Annotated in this window: 23 protein-coding genes and 1 pseudogene; 12 read left to right on the top strand and 12 right to left on the bottom strand. The window is 68.8% G+C overall.

Going from position 1 to position 25,062, the window contains the following annotated elements:
* The first annotated feature begins 24 nt into the window (after nt 1-24).
* From cobI to EL272_RS01890, 7 genes are all read left to right on the top strand, one after another.
* The gene (gene cobI / locus EL272_RS01920; RefSeq protein ID WP_061787225.1) at nt 25-771 is read left to right on the top strand and encodes a precorrin-2 C(20)-methyltransferase; all 747 of its coding nucleotides are present in this window, start codon (nt 25-27) and stop codon (nt 769-771) included.
* On the top strand, nt 768-1,628 hold the full coding sequence (gene cobM / locus EL272_RS01915; protein ID WP_061787226.1) for a precorrin-4 C(11)-methyltransferase: 861 nt from the start codon (nt 768-770) through the stop codon (nt 1,626-1,628). The genes cobI and cobM overlap by 4 nt, the downstream gene beginning before the upstream one ends.
* Nucleotides 1,625-4,045: a precorrin-3B C(17)-methyltransferase gene (gene cobJ / locus EL272_RS01910; protein WP_061787227.1), complete on the top strand. Its 2,421-nt coding sequence runs from the start codon at nt 1,625-1,627 to the stop codon at nt 4,043-4,045. Before cobM ends, cobJ begins: the two co-directional genes overlap by 4 nt.
* Nucleotides 4,045-5,271: a CbiX/SirB N-terminal domain-containing protein gene (locus EL272_RS01905; protein WP_014845518.1), complete on the top strand. Its 1,227-nt coding sequence runs from the start codon at nt 4,045-4,047 to the stop codon at nt 5,269-5,271. The genes cobJ and EL272_RS01905 overlap by 1 nt, the downstream gene beginning before the upstream one ends.
* Nucleotides 5,272-5,463: 192 nt before the next feature.
* Nucleotides 5,464-5,688, top strand: a complete 225-nt coding sequence (locus tag EL272_RS01900) for a DUF4244 domain-containing protein (RefSeq protein ID WP_014845516.1) — start codon at nt 5,464-5,466, stop codon at nt 5,686-5,688.
* A 5-nt stretch (nt 5,689-5,693) separates the two neighbouring features.
* Complete coding sequence (locus tag EL272_RS01895) at nt 5,694-6,188, top strand: TadE family type IV pilus minor pilin (protein ID WP_123823916.1); 495 nt, start codon at nt 5,694-5,696, stop codon at nt 6,186-6,188.
* A complete protein-coding gene (locus tag EL272_RS01890) occupies nt 6,185-6,571 on the top strand; it encodes an Rv3654c family TadE-like protein (RefSeq protein WP_081490203.1) in 387 nt (128 codons plus the stop codon). Before EL272_RS01895 ends, EL272_RS01890 begins: the two co-directional genes overlap by 4 nt.
* Nucleotides 6,572-6,655: 84 nt before the next feature.
* On the opposite strand, the gene EL272_RS01885 is transcribed toward EL272_RS01890, so the two are convergent.
* From EL272_RS01885 to EL272_RS15625, 6 genes are all read right to left on the bottom strand, one after another.
* Nucleotides 6,656-8,887 (bottom strand): DEAD/DEAH box helicase, encoded by a 2,232-nt coding sequence (locus EL272_RS01885; protein ID WP_073969982.1) that lies wholly within the window; start codon nt 8,885-8,887, stop codon nt 6,656-6,658.
* A gap of 198 nt (nt 8,888-9,085) precedes the next feature.
* Entirely contained in the window at nt 9,086-9,859 is a 774-nt protein-coding gene (locus EL272_RS01880) for an ABC transporter permease (RefSeq protein WP_244926102.1), read from the bottom strand.
* On the bottom strand, nt 9,856-10,605 hold the full coding sequence (locus EL272_RS01875) for an ABC transporter permease (RefSeq protein WP_061787229.1): 750 nt from the start codon (nt 10,603-10,605) through the stop codon (nt 9,856-9,858). Before EL272_RS01875 ends, EL272_RS01880 begins: the two co-directional genes overlap by 4 nt.
* Complete coding sequence (locus EL272_RS01870; protein WP_061787230.1) at nt 10,605-11,510, bottom strand: ABC transporter ATP-binding protein; 906 nt, start codon at nt 11,508-11,510, stop codon at nt 10,605-10,607. Before EL272_RS01870 ends, EL272_RS01875 begins: the two co-directional genes overlap by 1 nt.
* A gap of 89 nt (nt 11,511-11,599) precedes the next feature.
* Nucleotides 11,600-12,271, bottom strand: a complete 672-nt coding sequence (locus EL272_RS01865) for a response regulator (protein ID WP_061787231.1) — start codon at nt 12,269-12,271, stop codon at nt 11,600-11,602.
* Complete coding sequence (locus tag EL272_RS15625) at nt 12,268-13,494, bottom strand: sensor histidine kinase (protein ID WP_061787232.1); 1,227 nt, start codon at nt 13,492-13,494, stop codon at nt 12,268-12,270. Before EL272_RS15625 ends, EL272_RS01865 begins: the two co-directional genes overlap by 4 nt.
* Here EL272_RS15625 and EL272_RS16000 point away from each other — a divergent pair.
* Nucleotides 13,443-13,649: pseudogene (locus EL272_RS16000) on the top strand (hypothetical protein); the annotation flags it as partial. The gene EL272_RS15625 and the pseudogene EL272_RS16000 sit on opposite strands and share 52 nt — an antisense overlap.
* Nucleotides 13,650-13,797: 148 nt before the next feature.
* Here EL272_RS16000 and EL272_RS15620 read toward each other — a convergent pair.
* From EL272_RS15620 to ssd, 5 genes are all read right to left on the bottom strand, one after another.
* On the bottom strand, nt 13,798-14,202 hold the full coding sequence (locus tag EL272_RS15620) for a VOC family protein (RefSeq protein ID WP_061787233.1): 405 nt from the start codon (nt 14,200-14,202) through the stop codon (nt 13,798-13,800).
* Nucleotides 14,203-14,550: 348 nt separating this feature from the next.
* Complete coding sequence (locus EL272_RS01850; RefSeq protein ID WP_061787234.1) at nt 14,551-15,162, bottom strand: type II secretion system F family protein; 612 nt, start codon at nt 15,160-15,162, stop codon at nt 14,551-14,553.
* Nucleotides 15,159-16,169, bottom strand: a complete 1,011-nt coding sequence (locus EL272_RS01845; RefSeq protein WP_126409306.1) for a type II secretion system F family protein — start codon at nt 16,167-16,169, stop codon at nt 15,159-15,161. The genes EL272_RS01850 and EL272_RS01845 overlap by 4 nt, the downstream gene beginning before the upstream one ends.
* Nucleotides 16,163-17,302 (bottom strand): TadA family conjugal transfer-associated ATPase, encoded by a 1,140-nt coding sequence (locus EL272_RS01840; protein WP_061787236.1) that lies wholly within the window; start codon nt 17,300-17,302, stop codon nt 16,163-16,165. Before EL272_RS01840 ends, EL272_RS01845 begins: the two co-directional genes overlap by 7 nt.
* Entirely contained in the window at nt 17,302-18,324 is a 1,023-nt protein-coding gene (ssd, locus tag EL272_RS01835) for a septum site-determining protein Ssd (protein WP_157682451.1), read from the bottom strand. The genes EL272_RS01840 and ssd overlap by 1 nt, the downstream gene beginning before the upstream one ends.
* A 95-nt stretch (nt 18,325-18,419) precedes the next feature.
* On the opposite strand from ssd, the gene EL272_RS01830 reads away from it, so the two are divergent.
* On the top strand, nt 18,420-19,184 hold the full coding sequence (locus EL272_RS01830; RefSeq protein ID WP_014845502.1) for a class I SAM-dependent methyltransferase: 765 nt from the start codon (nt 18,420-18,422) through the stop codon (nt 19,182-19,184).
* Between the two features lie 55 nt (nt 19,185-19,239).
* Nucleotides 19,240-19,689: a phage holin family protein gene (locus EL272_RS01825; RefSeq protein WP_061787237.1), complete on the top strand. Its 450-nt coding sequence runs from the start codon at nt 19,240-19,242 to the stop codon at nt 19,687-19,689.
* Between the two features lie 155 nt (nt 19,690-19,844).
* On the opposite strand, the gene EL272_RS01820 is transcribed toward EL272_RS01825, so the two are convergent.
* A complete protein-coding gene (locus tag EL272_RS01820; RefSeq protein WP_061787238.1) occupies nt 19,845-21,833 on the bottom strand; it encodes a tetratricopeptide repeat protein in 1,989 nt (662 codons plus the stop codon).
* A 78-nt stretch (nt 21,834-21,911) separates the two neighbouring features.
* Between EL272_RS01820 and EL272_RS01815 the strand changes: the two genes are divergently transcribed.
* Together EL272_RS01815 and EL272_RS01810 are read left to right on the top strand one after the other, a co-directional pair.
* Nucleotides 21,912-23,870 carry a hypothetical protein gene (locus tag EL272_RS01815; protein ID WP_061787239.1) on the top strand — a complete coding sequence of 653 codons (1,959 nt, stop codon included), beginning with the start codon at nt 21,912-21,914 and terminating at the stop codon, nt 23,868-23,870.
* The gene (locus tag EL272_RS01810) at nt 23,867-25,051 is read left to right on the top strand and encodes a hypothetical protein (RefSeq protein WP_061787240.1); all 1,185 of its coding nucleotides are present in this window, start codon (nt 23,867-23,869) and stop codon (nt 25,049-25,051) included. The genes EL272_RS01815 and EL272_RS01810 overlap by 4 nt, the downstream gene beginning before the upstream one ends.
* The last annotated feature ends 11 nt before the right edge of the window (nt 25,052-25,062 follow it).

The following is a 25,062-nucleotide window of genomic DNA, read 5'->3' as shown; positions in this document are numbered from 1 at the left end:
GGCGTAGCACCCGAGGAGGGCCACATGAGCGTTGACCGCACCCTGTCCGGAGTGGGGGTGGGTCCCGGCGACCCGGACCACGTGACCGTGAAGGCGTTGCGGACCCTGGAGGCCGCCGACGTCATTCTGGTGCCGAGCACCGAGGCCCGCGCCGGAGGCATCGGCCGTGCCGAGGAAATCGTGTGTGCCCACCTGCCCGCCAAGGCCGGCGCGGTCCGCCGCATCCCGTTCTCCATGGCCGAACGCCGCGGCATTGGGCAGCGCCGGGCCGACGCGTGGGAGGCCTCCGCCACGGCCGCCGTCGAGGCGTTCGAGGCCGGCGCGAAGCGGGTGGCGTTCGCCACCGTCGGCGACGCGTCGGTGTTCTCGACGTTCTCCTACCTGTGTGACCTGGTGTCGCGGCGCGTCGAGGTCAAGGTCGAGGTCATTCCCGGGATCACCGCCATGCAGGCCATCGCCGCCGCCAGCCGCACCCCGCTCGTCGAGGGCCAGGAGATCCTGTCCCTCGTGCCGTGGACCGTCGGGCCCGAAACCCTGGCCCGCGTCTGCGAGGTCTCCGACACCGTCGTCATCTACAAGGGCGGCCGCGAAATGACCGAGCTCCGCGCCGTGCTGGATGCGCAGGGCCGCCTCGGCGAGGCCATCCTCGGCACCGATCTCGGGTTGCCCTCCGAACACCTCGTGCTCCTGTCCGAGGTGACCGACCGTGCACCCTACTTCAGCACCGTCCTTGCCGCACCGAAACGTTCCACCACCGGAGGGAGAATATGAGCGGACTGAGACTCGACCCGGAAGGCCTGGTGGTCTTCGTCGGGGCAGGCCCCGGGGCCGACGACCTGATCACCGTGCGGGGCGCCCGCGTCATCGCCGAGGCAGACATCATCATCTGGGCCTCGTCGCTCGTGCACCCCGGGATCGTCGCCGGCCACAAACCCGGCGCCGAGGTCATCGATTCCGCGTCGATTCCCCTGGAGGACCTGGTGCCGCTTTACACGCGGGCCCGCGACGAAAAACTCCTCGTCGCCCGCGTCCACACCGGCGACCCGGACATCTACGGGGCGACGGCGGAGCAGCGCGACCTGTGCGCCCAGATCGGCATCCCCACCGAGACGATCCCCGGCATCTCGGCGTTCTCCGCCACCGCGGCCCGGGTCGACTCCGAGCTGACGCTGCCGGAGGTCGCGCAGTCGATGATCCTCACCCGCCTCGAGGGCGGCCGCACCCCCATGCCCGAGAAGGAGAACATCCGCTCGTTCGCCGCCCACGGCACGACGATGTCGATCTACCTGTCGGCGGCCCGCAACAAGCAACTGGAGGCGGCCCTCCTCGAGGGCGGCTACCCCCCGGAGACGCCCTGCATCATCGGCTACCGCGTGACCTGGCCCGACGAGGCCATCTGGCGGGTCCAGCTGAAGGACCTGTCGGCGACGATGAAGGAACACAAGCTCTGGAAGCACACGATCGTGCTCGTCGGCCCGGCCCTGGCCACCGACCGCGCCGCCAAACGCTCCCACCTGTACCACCCCGGTTTCCGGCACGAGTACCGCGACGCCGACAAGGCCGCCGAAGCCGACCTGAGGGAACACGGCGCCACCACCTACAACCTGGAGAACGGAGACAACACATGATCACGGTCCACGGGCATCTCGGCGCCCCCAGCGAGGAGCTGCGCCGCGCCGTCGCCGCCGCGTCCGTGGTGGTCGGCGGGCGCCGTCACCTCGACGAGCTGGCCGTCCCCGAGGACAAGCGAATCGTCCTGGGTGGCCTCACCCCCGCCGTCGAGAAGATCCGGCAGCTGCCCGAGGACACCGACGTCGTGATCCTCGCCTCCGGTGACCCGCTGTGGTTCGGCGTCGTCCGCAAGCTGCGGTCGATCGGGCTGCGTCCGAAGGTCGTCACGCGCGCCTCGTCGGTTGCCGAGGCGTTCGCCCGCATCGGGCTGCCCTGGGACGACGCCATCACGGTTTCCGCGCACGGCCGCCCCATCGACGCCGCCATCACAGCGGCGCGCCGCTACGCGAAGGTCGCGGTCATGACCGATCCGCGCGAACCCCTCTCGCAGCTGACCGACCCCCTGGCCGGCCTCGACCGGACCTTCGTCCTGGCCGAGCGTCTCGGCGAGGACGACGAACGCGTCCGGATCATGACCGGTGAACAACTGGCCGCGGTCGAGGACGTCCGGAACCCGAACGTCGTGCTCGTCCTGGAGCGCCACCCCGACGCCGAATGGGACGAGACGGCCGTCGACACCACCGCGCCCCGCCGCGTCGCCGTCCCTGAGGTCGCGGTGGAGCGGCTGACCGCGAATGCACTGGCCGAGCTTACGGTCGGGCAGGTTTTCTCCTCCGAGGCCGCCCGTGCCCGCGCCGCCCAGATCGACGAGCTGCTCGGCGGAACCCGCATCTACGACGGGCCCGCCACCGAGGGGCTGCGCCAGGCCTTCGACGAATGCGACCTGGTCGTCTCGCACCTGGCGATCGGAGCCACCACCCGCATCCTCGCGCCGCTGCTGGATTCGAAGAAAACCGACCCGGGTGTCGTCGTCATCGACCAGGGCGGGCATTTCGTCGTGCCCCTGCTGGGCGGGCACGTCGGCGGTGCGAACGAGCTGGCCGAGAAGCTGTCGGAGGCCCTCGGCGCCACCGCGGTGCTCACGACCGCCACCGACTCCCTCGGCATCCCCGCTCTCGACACCCTCGGCTGGGCCCACAGCGGCGATGTCGCGGGCGTGACCGGCGCGATGCTCGACGGCCGTTCCGTGCGGCTGGTGCGGGATCAGCCGTGGCCGATGCCACCGCTGCCGGCCAATGTCACCGAGGACGCGGCCTCACCGGTCGCGGAGATTCTCGTCACCGACCGCGACGCCTCACAGTTGCCGGCCGCCGAGCTGCCGCGGGTCGTCCTGCATCCCCGCTCGCTGGTGGTGGGCATGGGATGCAACCGCGGCACCTCGGAGAAGATCCTGCGCGCCCACCTGGAGGCGACCCTCGCGTCCGCGGGCCTGACGATCCACTCGGTCGCAGCACTCACCAGCGTCGACGCCAAGGCGCGTGAGGGTGGCCTGATCCGCCTCGCCAAGCACCTGGGTGTACCGTTCGTGTGCTACGAGGCCGCCGAGCTGGCGGGCATCGAGGTGCCGACCCCCTCGGAGGTCGTCGCCTCCGAGGTGGGAACGCCGAGCGTCTCCGAGGCCTCCGTCATCCGCCGCGGCGCCGAACTGATCGTGCCGAAGACGAAATGCCCCGACGCGACGTGCGCGATCGGCCGGGTTCCGGCGCGCGGCGAGCTGCGGGTGGTCGGTCTCGGCCCCGGTCACCGCGACCTGCTGACCCCGATGGCGAAGCAGGCGATCGAGACCGCCCGCTACGTGGTCGGCTACATCCCGTACGTGCGGCAGATCCGCGACCTGGTCAACCCCCACGCCGAGACCCACGCCACGAAGATGGGCACCGAGGAGCAGCGGACGGCGTTCGCGATCCAGAAGGCCCGCGAGGGCCACCCCGTGGCGTTCGTGTGCTCCGGCGACCCCGCGATCTACGCGATGGCATCCCCCACCCTGGAAATCGGCACCGAGGGTATCGACGTCAGGATCATCCCGGGCGTCACGGCGGAGCTGGCCGCTTCCGCGCTGCTCGGGGCGCCGCTCGGCCACGACCACGTCACGATCTCCCTGTCCGATCTCCACACGTCGTGGGAGGACATCGAGCGCCGGCTCCAGGCCGCCGCGGAGGGTGACTTCGTGACGGTGCTGTACAACCCCCGTTCCCGCAAACGCGTCGCCCACCTGCCCCGGGCACTGGAGATCCTGGGGGCGCACCGCCCCGCTGACGTGCCGGTGATGGCCGTCTACGAGGCGTTCCGGCCGAAGCAGCGCATCAGGTGGGCGCCGATCAGTGAGTTCAACCCCGAATGGGTTGACATGCACACCATCGTCATCGTCGGTTCGTCGACCACCAAACCGGTGGCGACGGGAGTCGGTGAAACAGCCATCGTCACGCCGCGTGACTACCAGTGGATGGGCAAGATTCAAGGAGGAAACTGCTGATGCTCAAGGAGCTGACCAACGTGCCGCTCGTCATCGCCGCGCACGGCACCCGTGACCCGGAGGGCGTGGCCGTGTGCCGTGCGCTCGCGGAACGCGTCCGGGCGAAACTGCCGGACACGAAACTGACGATGGGTTTCGTCGAATTGACGGAACCGAGCATCCCCGAGGCCGTGGCCGAGGCCCTGGAGGGCCTCGAACCGAAGGGCGAAACGGATGCCGTCGTCGTGCCGCTGATGCTCGCGACCGGCGGGCACGTGCGGATCGACATCCCGGAGGCCATTGACGAGGGACGCGGCGAGGCCAGGGTCGCGTACTCGGCGGCGCTGCTGGGCAGTCCGCTGCTGGATTCGGCGGTGCGCAACCGCGTCGTCGAGGCGCTCGGCGAGTGGCGTCCCCAGGACACGGCGTGTGTCCTGGTGGGTCGCGGCTCCCCCGTCACCGAATCGAACGCGGAGCGCTACCGCATGGCCCGGACCCTCATGGAGGAGAAGGAGCTCCGCAGCATCCATCCCGCGTTCATCCAGGTGTCGCGGCCGTCGGTGCCGGAGGCGTTGAACCACGCGAAAGCCACCGGCGTGAAACAGATCGTCGTCGCCCCGCACTTCCTGTTCCCGGGCAAGCTGCGGACCTGGAACCTGGAGCAGGTCGCCGCCTGGCGCGAGAACAACCCGGACGTCGAGGTGCGGGTCGCCGAGGTCATCGGTGACTGCGACGAGCTGGCCCAGCTGGTCGTCGACCGCTATCTCGCGGAACTCGACGCCGAGGGTTTCGGCGAAGGCGCCCCCGGGTTCATGTCGAACCTCATCTTGAAGGACCGCGACGTTCTGGTCGTCGGCGGCGGGGCCGTTGCGGCGCGGCGCATCCCCCGGCTGCTCGACGCGGGGGCGAAGGTGCGGGTCGTCGCGCCGAACCTCGGGATCGCCGTCGGCCGGCTCGCGGCGAGCGGCGCGATCGCCGTCGAGCAGCGCACCGCCAGGGCGGAGGATGTCGGCGAGGCCTGGTACGTCCTGGCCGCCAGCAACGACCCGAACATCAACGCGATGATCGCGGCCGAGGCGGAGCGCCGCCACACGTTCTGCTGCCGGGCCGACGACGCGCTGGGCGGCACCGCGACGACTCCGACGACCGCCTCCGCCGGTGGTCTGACGGTAGCGGTGATCGGCGACCGCAACCCGCGTCGCTCGGTGCGGGTCCGCGACGAACTGCTGCAGGTCCTGCAGGACTGACCCCAGCCGCACGCGAGGGCACCCCACCCGGGTGAGGTGTTGTCGCAGGAACCTGAGGTGTTGTCCGGTTGGGTGGCGGTGTTGCCGCCCAACCGGGGGGATGTGGAAAAGGAAATCCCTGCGGGTCCTGCTTCCCATGGTGAAAGTGTCACCGGATGAAAGGCGTCCGGTGGGCACTTGAAAGGGGAAGCCATGTCCGAGTCCACCAAGAGCATCGCCCGCGTCGAGAAGAAGAAGCCGCTCTCGCGTCGTTTCGCCGAACGGGGACTCACCACCGTCGAGTACGCCATCGGCCTGTTGGGCGCCGCGGCGGCAGCAATGTTGCTGATCCGCGTCTTCCACGACAATTCGCTTTTCGACACGATCATGAAATGGGTCACCGACCTTTTCACGAACGTCGCCCAGTACGACAGCTGACCGGCATGCGTGGGGCGGATGTGTCCGCCCCACGCCTCCTGGTGGAGGGGCCGGGGGCGCGGGGCGAGGAAGCATCGACGGCCGTCGCCGGCCACCCGGTTTCTCCGGCGCCCCGCCGCAGGAGGGCCGGTCGAGTCGGTTGGTTCGGACGTCGCAGGGCCCGCCGTGGGCAGCGGGGCATGGTGACGGTGGAGTTCGCCATCGGGCTGGTCACCTTGGTGACGCTGGTGTCGGCCCTGGTCGGTCTCGTGCTGCTGGGGGTGGCCCAGTCGGGCATCCAGACCGTCAGTTCGGAACTGGCCAAGTACCTGTCCCGGGGCGACGACGCGCTGGCGGAGAAAACCAAGGAGAAGGCGCCCGAGCGGGCGCGCATCGAGATCGAACGCGCCGAGGCGGGAGTGCGGGTGACGACCCGCATGGAGGTCCCCATCCTCGGCCTCGGTGCCATTCCGCTCGAAGCCACCGCCTGGGCCCACTGGGAACCGGGGGTCGGGCCATGAGCGTCACGGGAGGTCCGGGACGTTCCCGGGTCCATAACGAGCGGGGAGTGGGGACGGTGCTGGTCGCGGGAATCTGCCTGGGGCTGGTGTTGGTCGCCGCTACCGCCGCGTTGATCACCGGTTGGCTGGCCCGCGCGGAAAAGGCCCAGGACGCGGCCGACCTGACGGCCCTGGCCGCCGCAGCGGTCGAAGCGGATGGCGGCGACGCCTGCGCCGAGGCCTCGAAGGTGGCGTCCGAGAACGGTGGGCGCCTCACCGGCTGCGAGGTTCGGGGGCAGCGTCCCCGGTTCGTGGTCGAGGTGACGGTGACCCTGCCGCTGTTGGAGGGCCGCGGTTTCAATCCCGCCGACGTGGAACGCAGCGCCACGGCGGGAACGGTGTGAAAGGAGACGGTGTGAAAACCATCCGGGGCTCCGCGGACGGGTCCCGTCCCCGGAGCCGGTCGATTCGCCCCGCCCGCTGGATTCTCAGAGGATCCGGCGCAGCAGTTCGGTGGCCGCCGTCTTGTCGAGGACCTGGTTGGCGTTGCCGCATTTCGGGGAGACGATGCAGGCCGGGCAGCCCGATTCGCAACGGCAGGTGCGCAGCCGTTCCAAGGTCGCCGCCAACCACTGCTCGGCCACTTCGTGGGCGCGGGCGGCGAAACCTGCTCCACCGGGCAGGCCGTCGTGGACGAACACCGTCGCCAGACCGGTGTCCGGGTGGCGTGCCGTGGAGATCCCGCCGATGTCCCAGCGGTCGCAGGGAGCGAAGGCGGGCAGCAACCCGATGGAGGTGTGTTCGGCGGCGTGCGCGGCGGCTCCGAGTTGCAGCGGCCCCCAGCCCAGTTCCCGTTCCAGGGTCTCCGGGACGCTCCACCACACCGCCTGCGTGGTGAGGGTGTGCTCGGGACAGTCGAGCGGGGTGGAGTCGAGCACCTCGTGGGTGGTTTCGTCTCGGCGCAGGTATCCGGTGACCTGCCAGCTGAGCCGCACGTCACCGAAGTGCAGGGTTGTCGAACCGAGTGGTCGCGACCGCTGTTCCCGCAGCACCGCGATGTCCTGGGCGGATTCGGCCTGGGTGTACCAGGGGTTGTGGGCCGCCACCACCATGGCGCTGCGTTCCTCGACGTCCAGTTCGGTCACCACGAAAGAGCGTCCCTGGTGGAGGTAGACGGCGCCCCGGTGGACGGTGCGGTCGGCGGCTGCCGGGTCCACCACCCCGATCACCTGCCCGGTGGAGCGTTCGATGATCTCCACGGGCCGGGGGGTGGTGGATCGCAGGTTGATGTGGTCGACGGCGCGGTCGGGACGGGTCCAATACCAGGTGCCGCCGCGGTCCCGCAGCACCTTCCCGGCAGCAAGGTGAGCTACCAGCGGCAGGGCGGTGGGTCCGAACCAGCGTTCGTCGGCGGCCGTCAACGGTTGTTCCTGCGCGGCGGCGGCCAGGTGTGGGCCGAGGACGTGCGGGTTCTGCGGGTGGCAGATCGCGGCCTCGACGGGGGCGTCGAAGATCAGTTCGGGATGTTGCAGCAGGTAGGCGTCGAGGGGGTTCTCGCGGGCCAGCAGCACCACCAGCGCCTCCCTGCCCGCCCGGCCCGCCCTTCCGGCCTGCTGCCAGAACGCCGAGAGTTTCCCGGGGAACCCGGAAACGAGCACCGCGTCGATGCCGGAGACGTCGATGCCGAGTTCCAGCGCGTTCGTGGTGGCCAGTCCGAGGATCTCCCCGGTTTGCAGTGCGGCCTCCAGGTCGCGGCGTTCCATAGCCAGGTAGCCGCCACGATAGGACGCGATCCGCCCCGGTTCGGCGGCCAGTTCCGCGGCCTCCAGGCTGGTCAGTTCCGCCCCGGCACGGGATGCGACGAAGGCGAGGGTCTGGGTGGCGTCGTCCACCAGGCCCGCCAGCAGCCGGGAGGTGTCGCGGTTGAGGCTGACCGAGGGCTGCCAAAGCACGACGGTGCGGGCGGCGACCGGGGCGGCCGAGTCGGCGACCACCTCCACCCGGTCCTCACCGATCAGGGCGCCCCCGAAGTCGGCGGCGTTCGGTGCGGTGGCGGAGCTGAGCAGGATGGTCGGTTCGGCGCCGTGGGCGGCGGCGAGGCGTCGCAGCCGCCGCAGCACCTGCGCGACGTGCGCCCCGAAAACCCCCTGGTAGCGGTGGGCCTCGTCGATGACGACGTACCGCAGCCCACCCAGCAGCGCCGACCAGCGGCGATGGTTCGGCAGCACGGAGAAGTGCAGCATGTCGGGGTTGGTGAGCACCAGGTTGGCGTGTTCGCGGGCGAATCGCCGCTCGGTCTCGTCGGAGTCGCCGTCGAGGGCACCGATCCGCACCGATCCCGGGGCCAGGACCCCGGCCGCCCGGGCCTGGTCGTGGGCCAGAGCCTTGGTGGGCGCCAGGTACAGCGCGGCGGGGCGGCGCAGCGCAAACCCCCTGCCGCGGCCCGCCCTGGGTTCCCGCAGCGCGGCGAGCACCGGCATCAGGTAGGCCAGCGACTTCCCGGAACCGGTGGGGGTGCAGATCGCGGCGTGCCTACCCGCGCGGGCCAGCTCCGCGAACTCCACCTGGTGCCGCCAGGGCCGGTCGATGCCCGCGGCCCGGAACCCGTCGACGAGTTCCGCATCGAGCCAGCCGGGCCAGTCGGCCCACGCCCCCGGGGAAACAGGCCGGCGGCGCACCACCACCGCCTCCTCAGCCCCGGTCACCCACTCCCAGTTCACCCGCCCAACTCTGCCATCCCTCGCCCGCTGATTGGGGCGGACCCATTTCATTAAGCCGGTTGAACCACCCTGCTCTGAAGCCGGTTCAGCCGTGGTGACGACGACCGCTTTGGATGTGATGAGGTGGTCGGGCGTTCATCGGTGCGGAGGGAGCCCAACCCGGTTTCCCGGACACCGGGTCTGAGGTGAAGAAACGTTCTATGCGCGGATGTCAGTGCGATTGAGTGCCATGGAGGTGATGGCGACGATGAGGGCGGTGAGCACCACAGCTGCGCCCGTGACGATGCCCGCGCTCGCCAGGCTGAGTTCCGGGACGGCGAAGCTCGTCCTCTGGCCCGAGACGAGAGATGTCCCGAGCTGCGTGGTGTGGGTGACCAGGCCGTAGGGAAGCGCCAGTGCTGCTGTCAGCTTCAGCTGCAGAAGCAGTGTCGAGGCGCTGGTCATCACCAGCGCGATGGTCACCGGAGTGGCGAAGGAGCACAGGAATGCCGACAACGCCGATTGCAGCGCCGCCAGCGGCACGCAGGCCAGCATGATCAACGGGCTGCCCAGGAGGTACTTGGCCGGAAGCATGCCCTCGAGTCCGAACACCAGCTTGCCCAGTCCGATGACGGTGACCAGTAAGACGAGTTGCATCGAGGCCGCGAGCGCGGCGATGGCCGCGACCTTGCCCAGCACGACCTCGGATGTCGGTACGGGCCGGCTCATAAGAGCGTTCCAGTTGCTGTTCTTGTGCTCGACGCGCCAGACCAGGGACGCGAGGATCGCGACGGCGACCGGCAGGATGGCCATCCCGTAGAACCCGACGGACCTGATCCACAGGGTGTGCCACCCGTCTTCGAAGGTGCCCTGTGCGAGCATGGTGCTCATCGAGCCGGCCAGGACCATGATGATCGGGACCACGAGGACCACAGCCCAGCTCATGGAGCGTTTGAGTTTCAGGAACTCGGAGTGGATGGAGTTCATGGTCATGCCTCCCGGGTGTTGAAACGAGTAGTGACAAGCATGAAGAGCGAGCCACCCACGACGGCCAGTCCGGCGATGCTGAGGTAGGGCAGGTCGTAGTAGACGAGGTCAACGCCGACGTAGTCGGCCGGAGCGGCCAGCGCGTAGTAGCCCCAGGGCGTCAGGTGCGTGAGGAATCTCGGCAGGATCACCCCGAAGAGCGCGAGGAAGATACCGACGATGCCGGCTCCCAACGCGACGAGCTGGTTCTCCACCACGGCCGACAGCAGGATCTGGAATGCCAGCACGGCGAGGTTGATGACCATGATCGAGGCTGTGTACCCGATCCAGTGCGAGGCTGGGAAGGGTGAGGTGACGCCGATGAGTTTCGCGAAACCGACGAGCAGCGCGGACTGCATCATGGTGACCAGGGCGACGATCAGCCCGAGCACGATGAACTTGGCACGGCACAGGTGGCCGGGGCTCACCCCGCTCGTGGCAGACAGCAGCCAGCCGTTGCCCGTGTGTTCCATCTCGACCTGACGACTGGCCAGCACGGCCAAGAGGACGGGCGAGATCATCGCGAACGCCCGTGAGAGCCCGGTGAGCAGGATCTTCCACGGCGCCCCGCCGGGATCCGCGAGATGCTCGTCGATGCCCGCGACCAGCGACTGAAAAGCTGTGAGGCCCACGACGGCCACCAGATGAATGATCGCGATCACCCCGATGCGAAGGTGGCGAATCTTGGCCAGTTCGTTCATGACGACGGTCATCACAGCCCACCTCCTTCGGTCAGGCGCATGAAGACGTCCTCGAGGCTCTGCTCGTCGCGGCGGACTCCGTAGATGTCGATTCCTTCGCCAACCAGCGATGCGACGAATCCAGCCGTCCGTTTGTCATCGGTTCCCGCCAGTGCCAGGTCGCCCGACGGCATGAGCCGCGGGTTGTAGGGCGCAAACAGGATTTGCGCCCGGCGGGGCTCCGAGCAGGTGATCAGCACGTCGGGCGACGATGCCTTCATCAGCTCGGCGCGGGTGCCCTGGAAGATCATCCGGCCCTGGGCGAGAATACCCAGCTGGGTGGCGATCTTGTCGATCTCGCCCAGCAGGTGCGAGGAGACCATCACGGTCACCCCGTTGACCGCGAGGTGGCGCAGCAGTCCGCGCATCTCCTCGATGCCCGCGGGGTCGAGGCCGTTAGTGGGTTCGTCGAGGATCAGCAGCTGCGGCTGGCGGGCCAGGGCCATCGCGATCCCCAGGCGTTGCTTCATGCCCAGGGAATATTCGCGGACCTTCTTGTTCATCTGCTCGGTCAGATGCACGACCTGCACTGCGTGTTCGATCTGTGCATCATCCAAATGCAACAGGCGCTGAATGAGCCGAATGTTTTCCGCGCCGGTCAGGTGCGCATATCCCGGCGGGGCCTCGATCAGCGAGCCGATCCGCCCCAGCAGGGAACGCCGCGTGGCGCGCGTCATCGACTGGCCGAGGATCTGCACCTCGCCGTCGCTGGGTTCGATCAGCGACAGCAGCATCTTCATCGTCGTGGACTTTCCGGCCCCGTTGGGTCCGAGGAACCCGTACACACACCCTTCAGGGATGCGCAGAAACAGATCGTCGACGACGATGCGATCGCCGTAGCGCTTCGTCAGGTTTTCTGTGGTGACTGCGTAGGACATGTCTCCACGCTGTCGCAGGCCAGAGATGATTCCATCTGGCCCAAGGCATATCTTCCCCCTACGACTTCAGGCATGGATGATGTGCTGGATCAGGCGTTTCCCGGCGCGATCAGACCCGTCTCGTAGGCCAGCACGACGGCCTGGACACGGTCGCGCAAGTCGAGCTTGGTCAGCACGTGCCCGACGTGGACCTTGACCGTTCCCTCGCTGAGGACGAGCTCATCGGCGATTTCGCGGTTGGACAGCCCGCGCGCGACCAGGCTCAGCACCTCGCGCTCGCGCGGCGTCAGCAGCTCGAGCGGTGCAGTGTTCGTCGGCGCAGCCAGCGATGATGCCTCGGGCGCGGCGAAGTGACTCAGCAGGCGACGCGTGGTCGACGGCGCGACCACGGCATCACCGTCGTGAACGTGGCGGATGGCTGCGGCCACCTCCTCCAGCGGCGCGTCCTTGAGCAGGAAACCCGACGCTCCGGCACGCAAGGCCTCGTAGGCGTACTCGTCCAGGTCGAAGGTCGTCAGCACCAACACATGCGGCGGATCCTCCAGCGCCATGACGCGCCGCGTGGCCTTGATGCCGTCAATCCTGGGCATGCGCACGTCCATCAGCACAACATCGGCAGGATGCTCAGCCAACACGTCCAGGACCTCGTCGCCGTCGGAGGCCTCGCCCACGACTTCGATGCCCTCGGCGGTGCCCAGCACCATGCGGAAACCCATGCGGATCATCTCCTGGTCGTCGACCAGCAGCACGCGGATACTCATGGTTCATCTCCTGTCGGGATCGTGGCGACGACCTCGAAACCGCCTTCGGGCCGCTGCACGGCACGCAGCTGCCCGTGGTGGGCGGCGACACGCTCGCGCATGCCGATCAGGCCGTGCCCGATATGCGGGTCGGCACCAGCGGCGGACCCGGCACCGTCATCGGTCACTGTGACCGTGATGGACTCGGGGGTATGGGCCAGCGTGACCCTCACCTCCGAGACCCCGAGGCCAGCATGTTTGCGCACATTGGTCAACGCCTCCTGGACGATGCGGTACACGGTCAGATCGATGCTCTGCGGCACCGCCTGAGGGCCACCCGTTTCAATAAACTGCACCGGCACACCCGCCGCGCACGACTCCTCGAGCAGACGTGGCAACTGCGCAATCCCCGGCTGCGGTGCGTGCGAGCCGGGCTCGTCATCGCGCAGGACCCCGAGCAGCCGGCGCATGTCCGCCAACGCTGTGCGCCCCGTGTCGCGCACGGTCAGCATGGCCGTACGTGCCCGCTCAGGATCCGTGTCGACGGTGGAGGCCGCACCGTCGGACAACACCGCTACAACGCTCAGGGAATGTGAGACGACATCGTGGATCTCCCGAGCGATGCGCGTCCGCTCGGACGACGCCGCCAGTTCTGCCTCGACCGCCTTCTCCCGCGCGAGCTGTGCCGCGCGCTCATGCAGCGAGGCGATGTAGCGCCGGCGGGTTCGCACCAGACGTCCCCAGGTCCATGACCACAGGATCAGCGCGACGATCACACCGATATCCCCGATACTCATCTCGCCGCGGTCGAGTATCGGCAGGCAACTCGGCACAGTCCACGTGGCGGTGATCAGCGCTGCCATGCCGGAGAGCTGCCAGCGGCTACGAGAGGCGAGTGTATAGACGGCCAACAGCAGCATCGCATCGGCAACCATCAGCGAGATCCCCAGCAGGATCTGCGTGACCGCGACGAGTTGGATCACCAGATATGTGGCCGCTGGCCACTGACGACGCCACAGCCCCGGCGCACACAGACCGACCGAGACCAGCAGCCCGGTCCCCAGCCACAGGTGCCCGGGCACCGCACCGAACTGAATCGGCAAGTTGTAGGCGAAGATCACCAGAACGAGCATCAGATCAACCAGTCGCGGATGCAGCTGGAGCCACGAGGACGTGCCGCCCGAGAGCGTCGGTGCGTCGACCGTTGTGGGATCCTCGGCCTCACGAGTTGCTACGGCATCCATCCATCTCCACGCTACCGGGGCAACCACAACGCAAGAGTTGCCGTCGATCCCACAAGTACCTGCTGCGGACTGTGGCGGCTGGTGATGGTGACCGTTCGCTCTCGACTCCGCCAACCCGCTACTACGCCGAGGCGGGCACCCCGCCAGGACGCTGGCTCGGTTCCGGCGTCACAGCTCTCGGGAACAGTGAACTCACTCCTGGATCCCGGGTCGGAGACGCAACTTCAGTTGCTGGTGGGGATGAGGCGGGAACCGTTCACCGGCGATCGTCGGGGAGCGCCCATCCGCGTGCGTGGTGCGCCCTCAGCCCTCATCATGTCCACACACCGGCGTTGGCGTCGGAGTCCTGCCGGTCATTCGAGCCGCGTGTGCAGCACGCCCCTCGAGCACGCAGAAAAGATTCCCGGCGGGATCCGCCAGGACCACCCATCCTTCCTGCCCGGTCTGCCCAATGTCGGCATGTGAGGCGCCAAGCGCCAACGCGGCCGCCACCGCGTCACCTTGGTCATCAGGCCTGAGGTCGAGGTGGATGGCCCCCGGGGCTGCCTGCCGTGTGGCCGGTTGGATCAGCAATGACGGTCCGTTTCCTTCGAGGAGCACGGAGTCGGTCAGGTTGGGGGCCACTTCGTAACCCAGCAAGTCCCTCCAGAACGCGGCGACTGCTCGTGGCTTGGTTGTCTTGATGGTGATCGTCGCGATGCTGATCATCCAGGCATCTCCATTCATGGTTTGAGCGCACTACTTTGGGAAGAACGTTCTGCCTCGCGGATCACTGAAGTGGTGAGCATCAATGGGGATACGGCGGCAAGGCCGTCATGGTTCATGAGGGTGTCACGGAGGACATGCTACTGCGTTACGTCTCGGATGGTTGGTCTGATTAGCCTGTAATTTTTCGTGATGACTGGCCTGAGGGCTGGCGCTGGCAACGACGTCCGTCCAAGTGTCGCGCGGCCGCAAGAAGTCCCGACCTTCACCCTTGTCCTGAGACATCACACTCGCAGGCCGGCTCAACCAATTCCGGGGGAAGGGACCCCAGCTGGTTCCGGGCTTTCCCGTTCAGCGGCCCGTGAAGGTGCCGAGCAGCGACGCCACCAGCGGCACCACCCCGATGAGCACGAAGGCGGGCAGGAAACACAGCGCGAGCGGCTGCACCGATTTCACCCCCACCGACCTGGCCCGTTTGGTCTCCTGTTCACGACGGCGGCGGCGCGCCTCGTCGGCGTGAACACGGAGACACTCCACCAGGCTGGTTCCGGAGCGGGCCGAGCGGGCTGCGTCGCGGGCCGGTGGCCCCCAATCGGGGTGGTCAGCGAGGCTGCCCCAGGCGTCCTGAGGGTCCCTGCCGACCTGCAGTTGCGCATCGATCCCGTGCAGGATCGCGGCCGTGGCGGGTTGGCTGACCGCGGCCACCGTGGCGATGGCGTTGGTCATCGGGGCTCCGGCCTCCAGGCAGACGGCCAGCAGATCCAGGGTTTCGGGAAGTTCCCGCACCACGGCCCGGTTCACCTTCCTGCGACCGCTCCACCGTTTCGCCGCCCAACCCCACACCTTCCCCACCCAGCCGGGCAGCGGCGACGACCGGGGTTCCAGTCTGCTCAGGGGCGGTGGGGCCCACCACGCCAGGACGGCAGCGGCGACGAGGAAACCAATCAGGACCGCGGTGCTCATTGCCGGACCGCCAGTTTCTCGGTCCAGACCACCCCGGCGGCCGCCAATCCCACGCCGGCCAGCGCCAGCACCAGCCCGAGCGGGTTCTCCAGCAGGAAACCGAGGGGGTCGGCCCCGGCGCAAGAGCCGAGCAGCAACGCCCCGAGCGGCAGGAAGGCCATGATCCGGGCGCTGCCGCGCGCCATCGCCAGTTCGGCCTCGACCACTCCCGCGAGTTCCCGTTCGGCCCGCAGCCCTTCCGCGACCTGCAGCAGCACGGAGGCGACGGGCGCGCCGGTGCGTTCCGCCACCCGCCACGCCCCCGCGACCCGCGCCAGGCCTTCGCGTCCCGGGGTCTGCGCCACCTCCTGCAGCGCCGCGGGGACGTCCCCGCCCAATCTGGCGACGGCCGCGACGGGCGCCAGGGCGTCGCAGTCCGTGGCGGTCTCGGCGAGCGCCGCCGTCGGAATCTGCCCGGAGCGCAGCAGCATGGCCAGCCCCACCGTGACCCGGGTGGTTTCGTCGGCCCGGTTGCGCCGGGCGCGTTCCGCAGCAGCACGCCGCAGCACCCACGCGGCGGTTGCGGCGGCAATGACGACGACGAGAGTCCAGCCGGCCGCCCTGAGGCCGAACACCACGGCCACCGCAACCAGGCCGGCCCCACCCATCAGCAGCAGGTTGTTGCGCCGCATCCGCGCCCGGTGGGAGGCGACCGCTTTTCCGTGGCCGCTCCTGCCGCCCCGCGCCTGCGACTCCTCCAGTTTTTCCAACGCCCCCACCCGGGTGCCATCGGCAACGGCGGATTCCCCGTCCCCGGGCCGCGGAACGGGAATGCCGGCGTCCCCCGGGACCATTCCTCGCCGCCACAAGGGGAAACTTGACGGCACAGGCCGGGACGTCTTCCTCACGACAGCTGCGCTGCCACGTCCCGGCCTGCGGCTGGCTGGTAATCCCAGCCGTTCCAAATTCTGCTCCTTCCCGGCGATCAACGCAGCCGCGAGGGCGAAAAACACCACGCAGATCAGCATCGCGACCACTCCAGCCAGTCGCGCACGAGGCCCGCTCCCGGACCCCATGTGGTGGCCCCACCGGTGAAGGTCATGGCGGGCACGATCCCGACCAGCCCATCCGCGCCCCGCCTGAACGCCCCCACCTCCGCCAGCCAGCGTTTCCCGTCGGGGCCGCGACGCAGGTGCAGCACCAGCCGCAGGGCCGCGGCGAGCTGCGCGTGACAGGCCTCGCGACCCAGCCCGCCGAGCGCCGCGAGGGCCTCCAGCCGGGCGGGAACGTCGGCGACGGAGTTGGCGTGGACGGTGCCGCAGCCACCCTCGTGCCCGGTGTTGAGCGCCGAGAGCAGGTCGGTGAGTTCCGCGCCGCGCACCTCGCCCAGCACCACCCGGTCGGGCCGCATCCTGAGGGCCTGCCGCACCAGGGTGGTGAGCGTGATCGCTCCTTTGCCCTCGTTGTTGGGGGGTCTGCCCTCCATGCGCACGCAGTGCGGGTGCCTGGGGGTCAGTTCCCGGGCGTCCTCCACCACGACGATCCGTTCCGTCGCCGGCACCTCGGCCAGCAGCGCCGCCAGCAGCGTGGTCTTGCCCGTCCCGGTGCCGCCGGAGATCAGGAACGGCACCTTGCGGGCGATCACCCTCCGGCACAGCTCCAGGGCCTCGTCGGTGAGCGACCCCGCGGTGTGCAGCTCCTCCAGGGTCAGGGTTCGCGACGCCGGGACCCGCAGCGAGATGCACGTCCCCGGACTGGCCAGCGGCGCCAGCACCGCGTGCAGCCGCACCCCGCCCGGCAGCCGGCCGTCGACGAACGGCTGGGCGTCGTCCAGGCGTCTGCCCGCGGTAGCTGCGAGGCGGATGGCGAGCCTGCGGACCGCCTCGTCGTGGACGAACCGCACGTCCGCCGCCTCCAGTCCGGCGCCGCGATCCACGAACACCGCGTCCGGGCCGTTGACGAGCACGTCCGAGACCCCCGGTTCGTGCAGCAGCTCTTCCAACGGCCCGGCCCCGACGGAGTTGCGGCGCAGCTGGTCCATGGCCTGTCTGAGGGCCGTGTCGGTGACCACCAGCCCCATGCCGCGCATCGCGGTGGCGACGTCCGCGGCCGTGTGGGGGCGGCCGAGCCTGCCCAGCCTGGCCTGCAGCTCGTCCAGCATCACAGACGCACCTCCTTCAGCAGCCGCGTCGAGTCCCGGCGCAGCCGGGCCGCGGGCCGCGACCCGACGCTGGCCCCCTGGGCCGCGAGCCGAGGCACCCTCGGGTCGTCGCGCACCACCCCGGCCAGTGGCAGCCCCAGCGCGTCGGAAACCGCTTCGGGCGGCAGTCCACGACCTTTCCCGACCCGCACCACCAGCAGCGCCCCGGTCAGGTCTATCCGGCGGGCCCGCATCCGGGCCGCCGCCACCGACCTCACGTCCGCGCCCACCATCAGCAGCGGAACGGCGCGACGCCCCAGCTCCGCCAGCCTGGCGCCGTCGCCCAGGTCCACCACCACCATGTCGTGGCTGCGTTCCAGCGACCTGAGCACCGCCGACAACGCCGCCTCGTCCGGGGAGTCGCCGTGGGGTCTGCCCAGCGCCAGCACCGAGACCCGCTCCGCCGATACCAGGTGCGGGGTGAGGTCCCCGATCTCACCGACGGCGTGCCGCAGCTCCTCCCAGGTCATGCCCACCTGGGTTTCCGCCCCGAACAGCAGGTCCAGGCCGCCGCCGCAGCCCGCCAGCTCCACCGCCGCCGACCGCAATCCCGTATCCGCGGCCCGCGTGGACAGCGCCACCGTCAGGCAGCTGACCCCCAACCCGCCGGAGGCCCCTATCAAAGCCAGTATCTGCGCCGCGTCCTGGCCCGGTAGCTCGCTTGAGAGCACCTCCGCCAGGCGCTGCGACTCGCCGGGAAGCAGCAGCGCGGGCGCGCCCAGTTCCGCCGAGGCCTGCAGCAGCTCCTCGGAGTCGAAACCGACCACCCACACCCCGGGCACGGCACCCAGCGTCGCGGCCCGTGACGCCATGTCCGTGCCCACCAGACGCAGTGATGCGGTGCGCCATCGTCGCCTGAGTTCCTCCCGGTCCGGGACGACATCCAGGTCGATCCCGAGGGCAAGCGTGGTGGCGAGCACGGAATCCGCGAGCGCGGCTTCCCGCGTGGCAAGCAATGGACCGGTAATCTCCGATGTGTTCACATTTTCACTTTGGGAACCGGCCGAGCCGAATCTCCATTTCTGCCCGAAGATGTGGATAACCTGTTTTGAGTAGCTGAAGAACAACCCAGGAAGAGATGACCACCACCGATCCCCTGCCTCCTGAAGCACTGACCTGGCTTGCCGTCTGGCCGGGGGTGCGGGGGTTGACCTTTGGGGGCAGCCTGCTGCCCCAGCGCCTCGAGGAGGCGGGCCACACCGTCTTCGCCATGGCCGACACCGACCGCGACATGCGTCGCCTGCTCGCCCTCCAGGGCATCACTCCCTTCTGGGCGCGCCCCGAGGCCATCCCGATCGATCCCTGCCAGTTCGACGTGGTTTTCTCCCACCAGTCCTTCCATCTCTTCGATCCCGGTCAGGCGCTCTCGGAGATCGCCCGGGTGCTGCGTCCCGGTGGTTGTTTCTCGGCCTCGTACATCATTCGCGACGACTCGGTGCCGTGGGTGCGGCGCCTCACCGCGCTGCTGCGCCACTACGACCCGATGGCGATGCGCGGCGACTACGGCCACGCATCCCTGGCCGCCGTGGACGATTCGAAGTATTTCCCGGAGGTGGAGCACCGAGCCTTCCGCATCTGGCAGACCGTCAGCCTCGACGACCTCCAGCAGCTCGTCGCAAATCAGCCGTTGTCGCGGAGGCTTTCGGAGGTGCAGCGCAAACGCCTGGCCGACGAGATCAAGACGCTTTTCGAGCAGTCCGTCAGGCCCGGGGAGAACCTGCGTCTGCCATTCCAGTTGCTGGCGTGGCGGGCCTGGGTGAATCACGACGAACTGACCGAGCCGGTGTCCATGCCGGAAAGTGGCATCGAGATCGACATGCAGGTCGCGACGCCCCTGCGGTAGCCGTAGGCTAGGGGTACCGGCTGCGCCGCAACCGGTCGGACGCGAAAGGAATACGATGGCCCGTCCCACACCATTCCAGTTGCTCCGCGACGGCTTGATGGATTTCGTCGCCCGCGAGACGGAGCTGGCCAAGGCCGAGCTCGTCCCTGCCGCGAAACATGCCGGCATCGGTTCGGCCTTCGTCGCGGCCGCCGTCACCTTCCTGCTGCATTCGATGTGGATGCTGGTGATCGTGCTGGCGCTGGCCCTGAGCTGGCTGATGAGTCTCACCGGCCTCAACACCGTCGGTTGCCTGACGCTGGGGTTCCTGGCGGCGGCGCTGCTGTCGATCGGGATCGCGGTGCTGCTGATCTTCATGGCCCGCGGCCGCTTCCAGAAGGTCAAGGCCCCGACCGCCACCATCGAGGAGGCCAGGGCCACGTTCGTCGCCCTCACCGACGCCGCCATCGGCCAGTCGACGGAGGTGGTGGTGAGGGAGGAACCGTCCCTCCCCGAAGTCGGCTGAGCCGGGTCGCAAACCCCTCCCCCAAAGCTGGTTGAGCCGGGTCGCGAAGAACAAGCGACCCGAGTCGAAACCACCTGCTGAGGAATCCCTGGACTCCGTCGCAGCACGGAGCCTCTGGAAGCGTGTGATCCCGTCAACTCTTGCCGACATGGAGGTCACCCAATCCGAAGCCACTCAGCGACGGGGGCGAGCGCGTCCGCGTAGTCGGGTTCGCGACCGAGGGTGTGGACGCATCGCCGGAAGATGTCCAGGTCGTCCGGGGCCACGTGGTCGCCGATCCCGGAAAGGTGGCGCTCCGCTTCCCCGGGGGCGTCGGTGAGGCAGGCGTGGAGTGCCGCGGCGAACCTGCCGCAGGGGGCGTGATCGGCGAGCTCCGGGCGGAGACGCAGGGCACAAAGGATCGCGGAGACGTTGGTCTCGCCGATGAACCCCCGGACCGCCTCGTGGGCCTTCCCGGGACTCCCTGCGACGTCATGGGCCTGCTCGGCTGAGGACACGGCGGCCAGAGCCAGCAGGACCTCGATGTATATGAACTCCCCGTGCTCGATGTGCCCGGACTCCTTGTCGGGGAGGACGTCCCGGGAGCCTCGATCGGCTTCCGCGCGGGGTGGGGTGTCGGTGGCACAGGCCGGCACGTCGTCCCCTCGCGCGGCGGTTTCCTCGACGACCTCGCGCTGCAGATCGACGACCTCCCGAGCGGCGACCAGGGCCTCTGGGAAATCCCCCAGCCCCGCCAGCTGGGTGGCTAGAGCGGACAACGGCATGGCCAGGAACGGCCCGAAGGCCCTGCGGAGTTCTGCGGAAAGCTCCCGATACACCTCGATGGTTTCCCGGTGAATCCCTACGGCCTCCCGCAGCACCTCCACGGCTTGCGCAGAATTCCCCGACTCCCGCAGCCGGGCGGAACAACCGGCCAGCGACACAACTAGGCGGGAGCCGAAAAACACGCGGAATTCTCCGGTGAGCCGACGATGAATCCCTACGACTTCTCTTTCCACATTCAGCGCGCCCGCGTGATCTCCCACATCCCACAGGCGGGAGGCGAGATTGGCCAGGGGAAGAATCAGGCCTTGGTCCGTTGAATTCTCATCTGCGGATTCGCGGTGAATTCGCACGGCTTTCCGGGCCATCTCCAGGGCGCCCACGCGATCTCCCGCATCGGCCAGGTGCGTGGAAAGACCAAGCAGGTTCATCGGCTCCCGGCTTGTTTCCAGGACACGAGCGAGTGCCGCAACCGCGACACCGCGCAAGACCGGATCCCCCGGCCAGATTGCGGCGAGAATCGTGATGGCGGGCAGATCCGCCCCGCCTTTCAGCGCATCTTCCAGTGCCGTGACGAACGGTCCTCCCTGACGCTGCGCGACGTCAAGGGCGGCCACCCACAGGTGTGGCCGGTGATGCAGAACGGAGCGCGCGAGGCGCACCGCGGCCGCGACCTCCCGGGACGTGCACCGTGTGATCGCGTCGCACACCCGCTCGTCCCGGGCATCACGAGCATCGGTTTGCCCGGTTCCCGGCGTGGAACACCCGGTGTCGCCCGGCCCTGGGGTGCCGGGGGGCTCCGGCAGTACCTGGCCCAGCAGCTTCTCGAGGTCCTCGCAGCCTTCACCGTCCACGAAGGTTGCAATGATCAGGTGCTCCGCGATCGACTCCGGGTGCAGAGCACATCCTCCCGCGGGCCGCGAAAGCATCTCGAACAGCAGCCGGGCGTACCCCTCGGCGTCCGGCACGGCGCTGGCCTCCGACAGGCGGGACAGCACATCGCGGGCCTCCTCCGGCGTGACGGGGCGAAGCAGGCCCAGCGTCGCCGCCGCGGCTCTCCACGTCGCCTCGGGAAGTTCCCCCAGTCCGCGCCTGATGGCCTCTGCCTGCCAGGCGGAGATCACACGTCGCAGGATCTCGTCGTACGGTTCCTCGCGATCGGCGAAGGGCACGATTCCCGTGCGGGCGTCGATCGGCTGCATCGGACCCCGCTCGGCGCCCAGGGCGGGTTCCCGGTGGCCCGGTTCGAGCACCGGGCCGCGCGGTGGTTCGTGGACCGAGCGGTCGTGGTCGCCCCTCAGGTTGTCGGATCTCCGCCGCGTGCGCGCATACTTCAATTCCAGTCCGGCGACGATCCCCCTGATCCTCTCAGCACCCAACATCCCTTGATGCTAGTGACGCAGGAGTTCATTCCCCTTTGCCGAATCCGGTTGAGCCACCCCCGTTCAATAATGAGGCGCATGTCCCAGGCACTCGACGACGTCCGACGCTCCCTGACACGGCGGGTGGTGGTCCTCAGGGTGTCGCGTCTCAGCGGGTTGATCACCCTCGTGGCGGCTCTCGTCCTGACCGTGGTGTGGTGGAACGATCCGCTGCCGTTGAGTGTGCTCCTTCCCTGGGTTCCTCAGTGGCTCATCCTCAGTGGTGGCCTGTTTCTTTTCATCGGGTTCATGATCGCCGCGTTCACTCCGCAGGGGCTCGTCCCTTTCTTCGGCATGTGCGCCGTGGTCCTGGTTCTCTTCCAGGGTTTCCTGTGGTGGTGGACCTTTGAGCATTCCTCGTTCAATGTCGGGGCTCTGCTGGCCCAGGCACTGGCCATGCTGTCGGTGGGGGTGATGATCATCAGCCACGTGATGCTGCGGTGCCTGGGTGAATCGCTCGGCATCGCCTCCGACGATCCCACGTCCCCGGCTCGGATCCGCTCATCCCCACGGCCCGGGGAAACGGGCGATGCCCCGGAGCGATCCGCCGCAGCGGTGTGGACCGCGCGACCCGCAACCATTGGGCAGCGCGCCATCCCCCTGGCGCCGGCCGTCGTGTTCGTGATCGCAACCATGTCCCTGCACGCCGTGGCGCAGCCCCACACGCAGACCCACGCCTCCACGGCCTCGGCCGGTCCGTCCGGGCATCCGGCGCGCATCGGCACGGCCGTCGCATGGCAGCAGGATCTCCCGGAGTTGCAGGAGGTGGCCGCCGGTCCAGCCGGGCCGCTGATCCTCACCGGTGCAGGAATCACCGCTCTCGATCCACGGGACGGCACCGCCCTGTGGAGCTACCACCGTCCCGGATTTTCCTGCGCCACGTTGCCGAACGGCCCCTTCGAACGGAAGGATCTCGTCGGCTCCCGACTGGCCCTCAGCCCTGACCGCACCCACCTGGCTTGCCGGATACCGGCATCGGGGAAGGGCGACCACAACGCCCTGACGATCGTGCTCGACACCCGCACCGGTCAGGTCACCGGGCAGCACGTCTCCCACTCGGCGTGGGCCCTCCAGCTCACCGATTCCGCCCTCCTGGACGGCGCCACCGCATACGACCTGAACACCGGCGAGACCCGTTGGACCCTGCCGACCCCCGGGAGCCTGACCGGTGGCGACGTCAAACGCCGCGACGTCCACTCCGGGGCCGCGGGGCGCAGTTCCTTCATCCTGATGCCCACACCGTCCGGCGACGACACCGGTCTGCGTGCCACCGCCACCGTGGTTCTCATCTCCGACTCCGAACCCGATGCCACGGCCAAGGTGTCGGACATCGCCGTCGATCCGTTCACCAATCGTCTCGCGATCATCGACGGCTGGACCGTCCAGTACACGGGAAGCTCTGACGCCACGGCGCAGGCCGTCACCCTCGACTCCCTGGCGGGCCGGGAGGACAAGGCCGCCGTTCCGCTCGGGGAAACATCGGGTCCCAACACCATCGCCTCCACCATCTCGGACACCATCACCACCTACCCCTCCTACTCCCCACGGACCCGCGACGAGGTCGTCGCATCCCATGGACCATGGGCGGAGACCGTCTTCGACCCCGGCACCGGGAATGTCACCCCGACTTCCCGATATGCCGGGGTGGCGACCGCCACGGTCGACTTCACGAGGATCGCCACGGACGACACCCTGGGATGGGCGCTCACGCTCCGACCCAGCGACGGTTCCGGCGGCGCAATCGTTCCCCTGGACGAACGGGCAACGTACAGTTCACCCACTCTGATCGCCGACAAACTCACCAGGGAGGAACCGCTCCTGCCGGGCCAACCCAACCCGGCCAGCCAGTTCGGAGAGGCCCTGACGTTGCTGCAGGCCCCCGGTGCCACCGTCGTCGTCCTCAACTCCGCGTACGGATCATCGTCCGGCCACGGCCAGCGTGGCCCCGAAGCCGGACACGCGTACCGCCTCCACGGCCTACCGGAAGGCGTGTCATGAGCCGGCATCGGATCTTCCACCGGACGGTGGTCTCCTCGCTGCTGTGGACGCTGCTCCTGGGAGTGGGGGCGTGTTCACCGTTCGAGCCCCGGGCCGGTGTCAACGACGCCGGGGACGTCTCCGATCTACTGACGGTGTCGCGATCCGGCGACGCTGACCTGGTCCTCAGCCCCGGCGACAAGGTCGTGGGCAAACCCCACAGCCAAGGGACGGCTTCCAACCCGCTCATTCTCCTCGACTCCGTACGGCCCGGGGCCCACATCTTCCACGAGCAGCCGGAATTCACCCTCAAGACGACGACGATCGTCTCCCTGAATCCCGCAGACGGGTCGGTGCGATGGGCCCGCCGGGCGGACACGAGGATCGACGAGGTCCGCTACAGCCCGGACATGCGGTACATGGCTTTCGTGCTCCACCCGGACGAGCTCTCCCGGGGCGACGGCACCGAATCCGTGGATCACAGCGTCGAGGCCCAGCGCATGAAGATCAGCGTCCTGGACACCGCCACGGGAAGGGAGGTTCGCTCCGCGGAGCTGCCGGGGGTCAACATTCTGGGCTTCGAGCTGACCGACACGAAACTGGTGGTCGAGACCTCCCGGGGGCACGCACCGGCCGAGGACGGGACCATCAACGTGTTCTCCCTCGACGATGCCCTCGATTTCCTCCCCTCCACCTTCCCGACCGATCAGTGGCTCGTCGGCGCCACGTCGGATTCCGTCCTCCTGTCGCCCCGGAAAACCGGCGGGGGATGCATGACCCTCACCAGGGCAGGCACCGGCGGGGAGGCCCTGGGCGTCGTTCCCTGCGTTCACGGTGTCAAACCGGGCGGCTGGGTCATCCGTTTCACGAATCCGAGGACCGCGGCCGAAGCCCTCGCCCAGGAGGAGACCTCCACGTCCGACGTCCTGGCGCTGCCGCGCGAACTGTTCAACGTCACCACGGGGGCGGTGATCGACGTGACCGGCATGTCCGTCGACCACGTGGACCTGCCCGACGGTCCGGGACTGCTCCTGCAGACGGTCGCCACGACCGGAGAGGGGAAGACCACCAGCACACCCGCGGCCTGGCTGAGCGCGACCCCGGACAGCACACAGGCCCGCACCGACGACATGACCAGACTGCTTCTCACACCCGAGAGAATCTCCCGGAAAACCGTCCGAATGGGAGAGGGGGAGACGTGATTGCACACCAC

Source organism: Arachnia propionica, from assembly GCF_900637725.1.
Taxonomy (GTDB): domain Bacteria; phylum Actinomycetota; class Actinomycetes; order Propionibacteriales; family Propionibacteriaceae; genus Arachnia; species Arachnia propionica.
This window is presented reverse-complemented; position numbering and strand designations above follow the sequence as displayed.